This is a genomic window from Lysinibacillus sp. NPDC048646 (genome assembly GCF_050272295.1).
Lineage (GTDB): Bacteria > Bacillota > Bacilli > Bacillales_A > Planococcaceae > Lysinibacillus.
Genome location: NZ_JBNNLZ010000004.1, coordinates 61,044 through 74,189, shown reverse-complemented (window position 1 = coordinate 74,189; position 13,146 = coordinate 61,044). Strand labels below are relative to the sequence as shown.

Annotated in this window: 9 protein-coding genes; 2 read left to right on the top strand and 7 right to left on the bottom strand. The window is 38.0% G+C overall.

Annotated features, from left to right (window positions below; genetic code table 11):
- Positions 1-17 precede the first annotated feature (17 nt).
- The 4 genes from ACQKII_RS06880 to ACQKII_RS06865 form a co-directional block, all read right to left on the bottom strand.
- The gene (locus ACQKII_RS06880) at positions 18-887 is read right to left on the bottom strand and encodes a GNAT family N-acetyltransferase (RefSeq protein WP_427457606.1); all 870 of its coding nucleotides are present in this window, start codon (positions 885-887) and stop codon (positions 18-20) included.
- Positions 888-1,233: 346 nt separating this feature from the next.
- On the bottom strand, positions 1,234-3,060 hold the full coding sequence (locus tag ACQKII_RS06875; RefSeq protein WP_427457604.1) for an ABC transporter ATP-binding protein: 1,827 nt from the start codon (positions 3,058-3,060) through the stop codon (positions 1,234-1,236).
- On the bottom strand, positions 3,060-4,781 hold the full coding sequence (locus tag ACQKII_RS06870) for an ABC transporter ATP-binding protein (RefSeq protein WP_427457602.1): 1,722 nt from the start codon (positions 4,779-4,781) through the stop codon (positions 3,060-3,062). The genes ACQKII_RS06875 and ACQKII_RS06870 overlap by 1 nt, the downstream gene beginning before the upstream one ends.
- Positions 4,782-4,857: 76 nt before the next feature.
- Positions 4,858-5,751, bottom strand: a complete 894-nt coding sequence (locus tag ACQKII_RS06865; RefSeq protein ID WP_427457600.1) for a DMT family transporter — start codon at positions 5,749-5,751, stop codon at positions 4,858-4,860.
- Positions 5,752-5,938: 187 nt separating this feature from the next.
- Between ACQKII_RS06865 and ACQKII_RS06860 the strand changes: the two genes are divergently transcribed.
- Positions 5,939-7,960, top strand: a complete 2,022-nt coding sequence (locus ACQKII_RS06860; RefSeq protein WP_427457599.1) for an EAL domain-containing protein — start codon at positions 5,939-5,941, stop codon at positions 7,958-7,960.
- Between the two features lie 66 nt (positions 7,961-8,026).
- On the opposite strand, the gene ACQKII_RS06855 is transcribed toward ACQKII_RS06860, so the two are convergent.
- A complete protein-coding gene (locus ACQKII_RS06855; RefSeq protein ID WP_427457597.1) occupies positions 8,027-8,494 on the bottom strand; it encodes a threonine/serine exporter family protein in 468 nt (155 codons plus the stop codon).
- Between the two features lie 12 nt (positions 8,495-8,506).
- Entirely contained in the window at positions 8,507-9,259 is a 753-nt protein-coding gene (locus tag ACQKII_RS06850) for a threonine/serine exporter family protein (RefSeq protein WP_427457595.1), read from the bottom strand.
- A gap of 183 nt (positions 9,260-9,442) precedes the next feature.
- Here ACQKII_RS06850 and ACQKII_RS06845 point away from each other — a divergent pair, with 183 nt between their 5' ends.
- Positions 9,443-10,855 carry a polysaccharide deacetylase family protein gene (locus ACQKII_RS06845; RefSeq protein ID WP_427457593.1) on the top strand — a complete coding sequence of 471 codons (1,413 nt, stop codon included), beginning with the start codon at positions 9,443-9,445 and terminating at the stop codon, positions 10,853-10,855.
- 99 nt (positions 10,856-10,954) lie between these two features.
- On the opposite strand, the gene ACQKII_RS06840 is transcribed toward ACQKII_RS06845, so the two are convergent.
- The gene (locus tag ACQKII_RS06840) at positions 10,955-12,997 is read right to left on the bottom strand and encodes a beta-propeller domain-containing protein (protein WP_427457591.1); all 2,043 of its coding nucleotides are present in this window, start codon (positions 12,995-12,997) and stop codon (positions 10,955-10,957) included.
- Between the last annotated feature and the right edge of the window lie 149 nt (positions 12,998-13,146).

Below are 13,146 nucleotides of genomic sequence, written 5' to 3'. Positions count from 1 at the left end.
CACTCTTCACTCTTCTTTTATTTTTTTACGTAATAGTCAATTTGCTGTGCTTTCATAAAGCCAGCCTTTTCATAAACAGAAAGCGCCTTTCTGTTTTCGATTTCAACATCCAGCATGACGTGCTTTGCGCCAATTTGGCTAGCATAATTCTTCGTAAATAACAATAAAGCTGTACCAATACCTTGTCCCTCGTACATTGGATGAACGGCTAATGCTGTTACCCATTGAACTTCATTTTCCTCTGCTGTTGTCACCGTACCAACAACCTTACCATCTTTGTGGGCTATCCATAGATTACGCCCATTATTAGATGTATTAAAGGTAATTAGTTCTAGTGATTCATCTGGCAAATCACCAAAAGCCTCACTATAAATTGAAACTAGCTCTGCTTGCTCACCAGCATAAGCAGCTATAATAACCTCATCTTGTAGTACCACTGGCTCTGCTTTAGTCTCTAACGTTGCCTCTGAAAAACTGTACGTATAACAACAATTTTCAATAAACGTATGACCATAAGGTGAACCATCAATGACTAATGCCAATTGGCCTTCTGCGCCTCTTTCTAACAGTCCAGCTTGTAAAACTTCTACTAAAGCTGTACCAATTCCCATTCGACGATACGTTGGTAAAACAACTAGCGACCACTCATACGTATATAGCCCCATTAAATCAATAGCACTTGCGGCACCAACTAATAAATCCTTGTCATCGTCGTATGCTAGCACCATAAAACCTTTTGATTCAAAAGAGCCTGCTAACGGTATATTCATAATAGTCTCGTATACTCGATAATCATGTATTGTTGCTTCTTCGCATAATGTTCTTAATTCATTCAATGTTTCGCCGTCTAACGGAAAAGACACTGTAATTACAGAAATTTTCATCATTTACTCCGTTCTTTTACCAGACTATTGCCCTATTGTAGCAAGAAAGAAAATAAGCTGGCAACATTATTATGTGTGTTTACCAGCTTATTTTTACCCTTTATTCACAGGTACTAAAACTCCCACCTCAAAATTAAACATAAATCCGTTTGAATGAGAGATTAAGCACTCATAATTATTCAATTAATTCAGACCAACATGATGTACATCACCTCAAATAAGAGGCTGTTTTGGCAAAATAATTGGAGGAAGAAAGGTAGACCATGAACTCAATATGCTATTGCAACGTCAGCACTAGCACAATCTGTGCATCGTAGTCCTTTCCCTACCTTAAAGTCCCACTATATGATTATAAATGATGGGCAGACGATTCAAGCATTTGCGCGTAAATCCCACCAGAAGCAATCAACTTCTGTTGTGGACCCGCCTCGACTAGCTCACCTTTTTGCATCACAAGCACAATATCAGCATTGTACACAGTATTTAATCGATGGGCAATAACAAAGCTTGTACGACCTTGCATCAAGGTTTCCAGTGCTTCTTGAATAGCTAGTTCAGTAACCGTATCAATGCTACTTGTAGCCTCATCGAGTAATAAGATTTTGGGGTCTGCTATAAGTGCTCGGGCAATAGATAGCAGCTGCTTTTGTCCTTGGGAAATTTCACTTCCGTCTGCCGCAAGAAGCGTGTCATAGCCATCTTTTAGCTTCATTATAAAATCGTGTGCGTTTGCACGTTGCGCCGCCTCTTCAATTTCTTCATCACTAGCATCTAATCGTCCATAACGAATATTTTCTCGCACCGTTGCTTCAAATAAAAACGGATCCTGTAACACAAAGGCCATCTGTGAGCGTAGTGCTTCACGTTCAATTTGTTGCACGTTTATACCATCAAATAGTACCTCGCCCTTCGTGACTTCATAGAACCTAGCAATAAGCTGGAGAATCGTTGTTTTCCCAGCACCAGTCGCACCAACCAATGCAACAGTTTGACCTGGTTCTACTCGAAAACTTACATTCTTTAATGTGTATGCTTGCTCTGACTGTTCATACTTAAAATAAACTTTTTGGAAGGCTACTTCCCCTTGGAGCACGTGTTTTTGTGAAGTAGGGAATTCTATCTCCTGGGGTTCATCCAGTAAAGAAAATACACGTTCCGCACCTGCAATCGCTGAAAGTACTGTATTGAATTGGTTGGCCAAATCATTTAATGGCCGGGTAAACTGTCGTGCATACTCAGTGAATATAACAATTACTCCAATCGTCACATGACCGTAAAGTGCCAGGATTCCACCAATTCCTGCAACAATTGTGAAACTCATATTATTTAAAAAATTCATGACCTTAGGGATATAGCCAGAATACGTTTGTGCCCAAAAGCCTGTTCTTTTTAAGCGTAAACTTTTGTCACGAAACTCCGCTTTCACTCGTTCCTCCTGTGAAAATGCCTTGACAATTCGCTGCCCAGAAATGGTCTCTTCAATCATTCCATTAAGCGCCCCTATCGCCGCTTGCTGTTCTTTAAATAACGGCGCTGTCCGACGTGTAATCCAACGCATTGCTAAAAACATGATTGGAATAATTGTCATTGTGAGTGCAGTTAATAGAGGGCTCAAACTTAGCATAATGACAAGCGTACCTCCGAGCGTTAAGACACTTGAAATAACTTGGATAAAGGAACTGTTCAATGTTGCACTAACTGCTTCTATATCATTTGTCACACGGCTCATTAATTCCCCATGTTGGCGCCGATCAAAAAACGATATCGGAAGACTTTGGAAATGTGCGAACACACTTGTTCGTAGTCTGTAGATTGTTTGCTGAGCAATACCAATCATCCAATAGTTTTGTAAAAATAATGATACAGCTAACAGCGCATAGATTCCTATTAGCAAAAAGATTCTACTACCCAATCCCTCAAGTTCCCCTTGCATCACATACATATCAATCATTTTTCCGATTAAATAGGGACCTAGTAGTGCCAAAATTGAGCTTGCCATAACGAGTAAAAACACAATCATTAAAAGTACACGCTGTTCATCGACAATTTTCCATAAACGCCCTAGCGTACTTTTCCAATCGGCTGCACGAGGTCCCTTTTTTTTCTGCACGACCTGCTTTAAATCATCCTTCGTCAAAATCGGTTCATAGCCAAAAGGTTTTTGGAAAAATCCCATTATTCCTCCACCTCCTGTTGGGAAATTGCGATTTTTTTATATAACAGAGAGGACTGCAAAAGCTCATCGTGTGTGCCATATGCGACCACCTCACCTGCATCTATTAAGAGAATGCGGTCTGCCTCTTTAGCCGTACGGATTTTTTGTGTAACGACAAGCATCGTTGCTCTTTCATCGCTCAAAGCCTCCCACAACGCCTGCTCCGTTTTCACATCCAGAGCGCTAGTACTATCATCAAGCATTAATAAATGCCCTTTTCTTAGTAATGCCCTTGCGATGGATAATCGTTGCTTTTGACCTCCAGATAAATTCACACCCTTCTGCCCAACACGTGTATCGTAACCATTTGGAAAATCTTCAACAGAAGCATGAATTTGTGCTTGCATAGTTGCTTTCAGCACTTCGTCCATTTCAGCCTCTGCATCACCCCACCGAATGTTATCAGCAATGCTACCTGTAAATAACAAAGACTGCTGAGGTACATAGCCTATGATTTCTCGCAGCTCTTGCAAATCCCATTGTTGCACATCTTTTCCTTCTACCGAAATCTGACCTGACGTCACATCATAAAAGCGAGGAATAAGTTGTAATAACGTAGATTTACCAGCTCCTGTTGCGCCCATAATCGCTAACTTCTCACCAGCTTTAACTTGAAAACTCACATTGGACAGTACAGGTTTCTCTGCACCTGGATACGTGAAACTCACGTTATCAAATGCTAATTCACCAAACTTCGCTTTGCTAGAAGCTTCTTCAGATGTAGAAACAACCTCTACTTCATTTTCAACAGCCAATACTTCTTCCATACGTTCTGCTGAGGCTTTGGCACGCGCGTAAAAAATAATGATAAAGGCAAACATCGAAAACGAGCCTGTCATACGCATTGCATAATTGACAATGGCTACGATATCTCCGAGTGGCGTTGTGCCTGTAGCGATTTGCTTTGTACCAAACCATAGTACTGCAAGTAAACTCATATTCATGATGAATAATAGCACAGGCATAATGTACTCCATGGTGCGTAGAGCCTTCACCGTATCTATTTTTAAGTGTGATGCCACCTGTTCAAAGCGTGACGCCTCATATGTACCACGCAAATAAGCCTTCACTAAGCGAATAGCTTGTAGATTTTCCTGTAGTACACGGTTTAATCGGTCCACACGTTTTTGTACTCGTCCAAAATAAGACACACCCTTTGACACCATAAAAACAAGAAACACAAAGATAATCGGCGCACCTATTACCAAAAAAAGGGCTAACTTTGCATTCACGACAAAGGCCATTACGATACTACCAACTACTGCAAGTGGTGCCCGCAGCATAATACGTAGGCTCATAAATAGTACCGTCTGTACCTGTGTCACATCATTCGTTAACCGAGTAATCAGAGAGGCCGTTGAAAACTTTTGATATGTAGCAAGCGTGAACGATTGAATTTTCTCGAACATTGCGTTTCGTAAGTCAAAGGCAAAGCTTTGTGCGGTATGCGATGAAAAATAAGAATTGACTACTCCCGCTATAAAAGCTAGGAAAGATAAAATGAGTAAGACCGCTCCCCATTGCCATATCAATTCATGATTTTGAGCACGTACTCCTTCATCTATTATTTTGGCCATAATGATTGGTTGAACAAGCTCCACAAATAATTCTAACAACATTAAACATAAAGCAAATATTGCAGTCCATTTATAAGGCTTTACATACGAAAAAATTTCTTTCACATTCTCTCACCCCTTGTTTGAGAAGATACACCACTGAATCTCGATATAGTTCTAATTACCTCAACGAATAATATTTTTATGCTTTTTCATCTGCAATAGAAAGCCATGTTACACAAACAAGCATAACAAATATACCCATTAATTGCCAAAATCCTAATGATGTACCAAACATAGTTACAGAAATAACCATAGCCGTTAACGGTTCAATACTTGAGAGGATACTCGTCTCTACAGCTGTAATATATTTCATGCTGCTTAAAAAAAGGACAAAAGCGATTGTGCCGAAGACAATTAGTGCAATCATTAAACCTGTAACCTTCAAATCCATAAAAACAAGCCACTGCTTTGATTGCCAAATTCTACTTACAATTCCTAACGTTAGACCACCTATTAACATACCCCAGCCCACAACAAGCAGTACACTCCATTCTTTCATGAGACGTGCTGGATATAGCGTGTAGAATGCAAAAGTTAAGCCTACCGCTACTCCCCATAACAAGGCTTTATTACTAACTAACAAAGCGTCAAATGAAGCATTCGTTAGTAATAAGAATAATCCCCCTAGTGTACCAATAATCCCTAATACTTGATATTTAGGTGGCCATTTCTTTAAACTAAGAGAGACATACGCAACAACAAAGATTGGCGCTAAAAACTGAAGTAAGGTAGCTAGTACCGCATTGCTTTCATTTATTGCTGCTACGAAGGCATATTGTACACCCAACATCCCTGCTACTCCAAAGATGATAAGCTGTCTACTCCATGTTTTTTGTTGCCATATACAAAAAATATTTTTTCCCGTTAACACTAAGTATGTGAGTAATACAATACCTGCAACTGACAAACGAATTGTTAACATAAAAGAAACTGTCAATGGCGTATGATTGAGTAACCATTCCATTAAAGGTCCTGTTGCCCCCCACAGCATCGAGCCAGAGATAATAAAAATTAAACCTTTTAACCGTTCCATGCCAATCCTGCTTCCTAATATACGTACTAATTTTTATTATTTTTCTTCAAAACTATTCATATTTTTTGTTAGTATAGTCCTAATGTTCTACTCTATCAAATATTTACAAATATATTCATAATGACTAATTCCCGATAATTCTCTATAATATTAGTATATATTGATTACCCAAGGAGATTGAAAAATCATGAGTCAAATCCATAAAACATTTACGATTGATGAATATTATTTAAATTCACTTCCTTTTCCTGCATTTGTCATAAACCAAGACGGACAAGCTTCTATTTGGGGAAGGAATGCTGAACAGCTATTTGGTTTTTCTGCTACTAATATTAAAGGACATACTACTCCATTCATACATGAAAATCTACTACGCCAGCTTTCATTAGAAACGTTCCAATCAATACTTCAAAGTGAGGACAGTACGTATTTAGATAAGATTCAAGTGTATACAAGTTCAAATGAAGAAATTACTACGGCATTATTGGCTAAACCGTTTATCGAACAAGGTGAACACCATATCCTTTTAATGTTTATGTTACCTGAATTAATGATAAATTCTGTATCAAATAGTCGCACTTTTGCAGACTTAAAGCATGGTTTAGACTCAACATTCATGACTGTAACACTAGACCAGGACGGATTTATTTTAGAATGTAATGCTGAATTCCTAAAAACAAGTCAATGGACACCAAAACGTGTTATCGGTAAAACATTTTGGCAACTGTTCCCTGATAATGATGTGAGTGAAAAAATAACAAATACTATCTGGCGCAATTTAAACAATAGTAATACATGGCAAGGTGAAGTCGAGAAAGTAACGAAGACTGGCCAATCCTATTGGGTACTCTTAACAGCTATTCCAACGTTTAACCTTGAAACCAATGAACAACAGTTTATTTTAATTGAAAAAGATATTACGAAATCAAAAACAATGCAGCATCAGCTTGAAAAAATTGCCTATATTGATACCGAGACAGGTCTAATGAATGCACATCGTCTTGAAAAAGTGATTTCCAGCATGATTGAAGAGGATAGACACTTCTCATTTGTATATCTAAGCATCGATAAATTTTACACATTAAAAGAGTTACACGATCAACAAATTAACCAGAGCCTGATTATTGAATTTACAAATCGTATAAAAATGTATTTCCAAGACAGTGCAATGGCACGTATAAATGAAAATGACTTTGTTGTCATAACACCTTTAAGTGAGTGGTTTATTCAAGGCTTCTTATCTTACTTACAACAGCACCCAATATACAGTAGTAATATTGCTGTGCCTATTTCCATTAGCGGTGGCATTACACGCTTCCCTGAAGATCAAACAACCTTCTCTCAATTAATGAAGGCATCCATCGCAACAATTACATCGGTACGTGAAGCTGGTGGGGATAAAATTGTCTCATTATCTAAAGCAACACATAAAGCTTTAAATCGGAAGGCTTTAATTGAAAAACGCTTACTACAAGCGCTTGATCAGAAGAACCTTAAGGTGCTTTATCAGCCACAAATTGATGTTAATACAGGCAAAATTTCAGTCGTAGAAGCACTAGTTCGCTGGGAAGATGAGGTAATGGGTGTTGTTTCACCAGATGAATTGATTCCAATTGCTGAGGAAACAGGGCTCATAAACAATATCGGTTCATTTATGTTAGAAAGAGCTTGTGAGCAGGCGTTAATTTGGAAAAAAGCTGGCCTGCATGTAAAAGTAGCCATCAACTCTTCTGTACGTGAGTTTCGTGATAAAAACATGGCCAAATCCATACTTGATATGTTAGCAAAAACAGGTTGTCCTGCAAGCCTTCTTCAAATTGAAATTACAGAGAAGTTTGCTTTAGAGGCAGAAGCTGCAACCTTTATTACGCAACAAATGCGTAAGCTTGAAAATGAAGGTATTGTTTTTGTATTAGACGATTTCGGTATTGGCTATGGTTCATTCCGCTATATGCAGATTCTACCAATAGATACATTGAAAATCGATCAAACATTTACAAGGTCAATGTTAAAGTCTGAAAAAACACAAAAGCTAATGCATGGCATGGTGCAATTAGGCAAATCTATGGAGCTTAAGGTGGTTGCTGAAGGTGTCGAAACTGCTGAACAAGCAGATCTTTTAGTCACATATGGCTGTGATGCCATTCAAGGTTATTATATTAGTAAGCCTGTTACACCAGAGGAAATTGAGGAATTGCTTGTAAAGTAATATTATTTTTGGCTGTCCAACTTATTGGACAGCCTTTTATTTTTAACTCAGTCTACATCACTAGCTTTATTTTTTGTATACTTTTTTAATATTCGTTTTACTCAAATACATTGCACGGAATATAAGCTGCATAAATACCTCTGCAAATACCAACCCCATGACAATCGCACCAGTAATTAAAAATGCCTTTAGACCATATTGCAAGCCTTGTAAATAATCATCTTCTACAACATTTCGCATCGCGTTGTATGCCATTCCCCCCGGCACAAGTGGAATAATACCAGCAACAATAAAAATAATCATCGGCATTTTAAAACGCCGTGCATACAAGTGTGCAACAATGGCAACTACAAACGATCCGAAGAAAGATGCGTTCACAACATCCATTTCATGTTCTGTTAATACAAAATAAATAAGCCAGCCAACTACGCCAACAAAACCACAATGAAACAAAGTTTTTCGAGGTACATTAAAAATAATCGCGATACCTGCTGTTGCAAAAAAACTGACGATTAATTGTATGATTATATCCAAATCATCCGCCTCCTAAAATGATAGGATGACGGCAATTGCTGCACCGATCGCAAATGCTGTTAAAAACGCCTCTGCTCCCTTTGCCATCCCTGACATAAAATGACCTGCCATTAAATCCCTCACCGCATTCGTAATTAAGATACCCGGTACAAGTGGCATGACAGAACTAATAATAATTTTGTCTATTTCTGCACCGTATCCAGATTTTACAGCGAAAAAGGCAATAAGACCAATTACTAACGAAGCAGAGAATTCAGAGAAAAATTTCACCTTTGTTAAATAATTCATCAACACCAACATAAGGAATCCTAGCCCTCCCGCTACAAACGCAGCAGGGAAATCCGACCATCCACCTTTAAACATTATAAGAAAACAACCACTCGCAAGAGCGGCTGATAAAACTTGCATATAAATGGGTAAAAAATAATTTGTTTTTTGTATCGACTTTAACTCGTCATAAGCCTCATCTAATGTTATTATGTGAGATGTGAGTCTACGAGATACTGAATTTACCAATGCAATTTTTTGTAAATCTGTAATTCTACTGGAAATAGAGGTGATTCTCGTCGGCTGTGTCTTACCTAACGAAAAAATGATACCAGTAGGTGTAGCATAACATTGAGCATCAAGCATATTTTGAGATTGTGCCATACGCAGCATCGTATCCTCCACACGGTATGTTTCCGCACCACCTTCAATCATGATACGTCCTGCGAGTAACAAGCAGTCAATTGTAAACTCATTATCCGCTTCATTTAAGTTCATTACAGTTATCTACCTCCTTCAAAAGGTTCCTTGCCAATAGTAAATAGTATCGAACTGCTGATAAAAACTCAACCGTAAATATTCAACATTTTTTTACATGATTTGTAGATACATATAACTTTTCCGATGGTTCATACGTCTGATTGTATAGATAAATAATTTACAGAGGGGAGCGTATCCAACATGATGCAGGAACGCAGAAAACGACGCGGCCCGATGATTGATTTCCTATTAATCGGCCTCATTATTACATTAACATCCATCATCCTTGTCATTATCCTATCAAAGGATGACTTTAAGTTTCAAAAGATTAGTGCTTCAAAAGATTCAAACTCAGATTCTTTAAATAGTAATTTATCGACTGAAAGCTCTGCGTTTCCAGGGATACGTATTGTAACAGACGTTTCCAATGATAAACGCACACCTTTTGCCATTCACTACCCACAAACAGAAAATAAGGTTTTTAATGACACCGTACTACAGTACATAACGGATTCAAAAGAAAACTACTTGGCAGAAATGAAAAAAAATAGCACCAAAGATGCAATGGGCGAGCTAAATATTAGCTTTGAGACCTTTCCATATCACGAACAATATTATTCTTTTGCCCTGACAAAAGTGCAATACTTGGGCGGAGCCAATCACGAAGTTTCTACAAAGACATTTTTCTTTAACAATGAAACCGGTGAACAAATCGATATAAAAACATTATTGCAAAACGATGAAAATAACTTATCGACAATTGCTACGCATGTCCGCAAAGATTTACAACAAAATCCTCAACTAAAAGATGAGCTCAATAAGGATGAGTTACTGACAGCAACGGAGCCAAAATGGGCGAATTTCGAGCGTTTTGCTATTGTGGATGATGCGTTACTCTTTTACTTCGATGAATATGAAATTGCAAACGGTGCAGCTGGTGCCCCAATTGTAAAATTGCCACTTACACTTATTAATCCATTGCTAGCATCTGATTTTCAAATTGCTATGGAAACTATGGAACCAACCAAGCCACAAACTCCAGGAGATCCAAACGCTAAGCGTATTGCGTTAACTTTTGACGATGGCCCACATCCCATCGTAACAGAACAAATTTTAGACATCCTTGATAAATATCATGCAAAAGCTACATTTTTCATGCTTGGTAGTCGCGTACAATATTATCCTGATATTGCTAGAGATGTGCTTGCACGTGGACATGAGGTTGGGAACCACACATGGAACCATCCTGTATTAACAAAACTATCATCAGAGCAAGTCTTAAAGGAATATTCTTCAACTGCAGCAGAAATTGAATTAGCTATCAATCAAGGTGCGACTGTCTTTAGACCGCCTTACGGTGCAACAAACAAGGACATTAATGCTCAAATTCCAATTCCGGTAGTACTATGGAGCATTGACACAATGGATTGGAAACATCGAAATGCACAACAGTTACTCCCTTATGTTAAAAATCATCTGCACAATAATGCAATTGTCTTAATGCATGATATTCATCAATCAACCGCGGATGGACTGGATGCTGTACTTGCCTTTTTACAAGAGCAAGGTTATGAATTCGTGACAGTATCTGAAATTCTACCGTATCGCCAATAAGCAATAACATTAGTAATAGTGAGAGAACTTCTATCAGTATTACTAAGCTAATCAATGAAAAAGTCCAATGAACTCCATTAGAATTCATTGGACTTTTTTTTATTTTATTTGCAGTGTGTCGAGGGCTTTGAAGTCCTTCAGCTGATAGCTCTTTACTTCATTGCGTGCAACTGTGTATAGAGTATCATCTATATAGACAACACGCTGTACGAGTTGCTCCCAATCCTCATACTGATCACCAGAATTTTTACTAATGATATTGCCTTTTAACACTATTCCTTTTTCTGCTGTGATTTCGTATATTTGTGCGCCTTGGCCTTGGTATACGACTTCATCTCCTTGACCTGCTTCATACAGTACTACTGGGAAGCCGTAGTAATTGTACTCGTTATTGCGGAATAACGCTTTAGGATTGTATTGCACGTCTGAGCTCGAGCCTTTCCCACCAATTTTCACTGTTGACTGCTCTTTTGGATTTTGGAAATCTGATACATCAAATAAAGACATTTTCATATTCGTTGTAACGGTAAAGTTACGCTTCGAATAAGTGTCATAGCGCTCTTCTGTATCATAACCAATACCGATTAAGTGTGTGTCATCCAAAGGGTGTAAATAGTTGCTATAGCCAGGAATTTTCAATTGTCCTAACACAGTTGGTTTCTTTGGATTCTCTACATCAATGACAAAGAGAGGATCAACCTGCTTGAATGTTACAACATATGCTTTCTCTCCCATAAAACGAGCGGAATATACTTTTTCACCAGGTGCTAAATCCTTCACTGATCCAAGCTCTTTTAAATTTTTATCTAAAATGAATAGGTGATTACGAGATACGTTTTGTTCATCCCACATATTCCCCTCTGTTGTAACAATGCGGAAATTACCTTTATATTCATCCATTGAATATTGATTTAGCACAGATCCCTTTACTTCAGCCGCACCGACAAAGTTCAATGCCGTGCCATCAATAGCCCATTTAAATACTTGTGTATCTACTGACGTTGGCATCCAAATCATATCCATGACCCTCTTGCCTGCAATGCCTCCTTGATTTCCATCATAAATCGGTGTCGTTAAATACAGTGCATTTTCTGACATGTATAGCCCGCTACTACCGCCTAAGTAGCCTTTCGTATTGGCTTTTGCTTGCGCACCATTTTTCATATCCACAGCTGTAATCAAGCTATACGAGCCATCCATTGTGTTTGGTAATATAGTAATTTTCTCAAGCGGTAAACTTTTATAGTCTTTACTTACTGTACTATCATAAGTTTTTGGCTTTAAATCTAGTGTTTCGCCTTCCTTTAACATCCAATAATTTGGATGCATATTACCGATTAAATACAGTGTGTCATTCGTAATGCGTATATCCTGTAAGTATCCCTCTTGTGCAACCTCACGTATAAATTTTGGATTTTTCGGATTTTTTATATCATAAAAAGTTGCCATTGTCATGTTCATGCCTGCTTTTTCGATATATTCAGCTCCGATTGCTATTAATACATTATCGTACAACGCAAGCTTTGAAATATACTGTGATTCTTTTAGCTTGACTGTCGTGGCTAATTTTAAGTTTTTCGGATTGCTGGCATCTACAACCGTTATACCTTGATCTTTTACCGCATAGATTATGTCATTTTTGACAACGACAATATCACCTTCTTCTACACCATCTACTTGATTGTTTGTTGTAGAGGAATTGCTTGAATCAGTGAAGGAGCTTGCTTTATCTTCCTTACTTATAAAATTTTCTGTACTTGATTCTACTTCAATCTCACTATTACCATTCGCTAAAATTGCTTTGAAATATTGTTGAAGTTCTTCCTCCGATTTTACGGCTTCCAACTTCTCTACAACCGTAAATGCAATAACATGTGACGCTGTCTTAAGCTCACTTGCTGCAAATGCTTGCTTATGGACATGTAATTTATAACTTCCTGGCGCTAACTGACTAACGATAAGTGTTTTATTATCCTCTCCCAATGTAATGGTTGCCGTCACTTTTTGCCCATTATCATTCGTTACATAGACATTTTCATCCGTTATTTTGCTAGCCTTTAATGTTTTAGAGAATGACGCCTTCCAACTTTGAGTCGTCATAATCGTATTGGCTGCTTTTGCCTCAGCTTTTGGGACCATCATAAAAGTAGAGACCCCTGGCAATATAGCGAGTATGGAGATAACCAAAATTGCTATCCACCTATTTTTCATGTTTTTCCACTCCTTCATATACTTGTTTAATCATTAGACTGTCAAAAGATAGGAAAGTTACATTTTTCTGATAATTTTTT

What these genes read in the sequence shown, in the direction of transcription:
- ACQKII_RS06845 (WP_427457593.1), top strand. Translation starts at nt 9,443, where the DNA reads ATGATGCAGGAACGCAGAAAACGACGCGGCCCGATGATTGATTTCCTA.
- ACQKII_RS06840 (WP_427457591.1), bottom strand. Translation starts at nt 12,997, where the DNA reads ATGATGGTCCCAAAAGCTGAGGCAAAAGCAGCCAATACGATTATGACG.
- ACQKII_RS06860 (WP_427457599.1), top strand. Translation starts at nt 5,939, where the DNA reads ATGAGTCAAATCCATAAAACATTTACGATTGATGAATATTATTTAAAT.
- ACQKII_RS06880 (WP_427457606.1), bottom strand. Translation starts at nt 887, where the DNA reads ATGATGAAAATTTCTGTAATTACAGTGTCTTTTCCGTTAGACGGCGAA.
- ACQKII_RS06865 (WP_427457600.1), bottom strand. Translation starts at nt 5,751, where the DNA reads ATGGAACGGTTAAAAGGTTTAATTTTTATTATCTCTGGCTCGATGCTG.
- ACQKII_RS06875 (WP_427457604.1), bottom strand. Translation starts at nt 3,060, where the DNA reads ATGGGATTTTTCCAAAAACCTTTTGGCTATGAACCGATTTTGACGAAG.
- ACQKII_RS06850 (WP_427457595.1), bottom strand. Translation starts at nt 9,259, where the DNA reads ATGAACTTAAATGAAGCGGATAATGAGTTTACAATTGACTGCTTGTTA.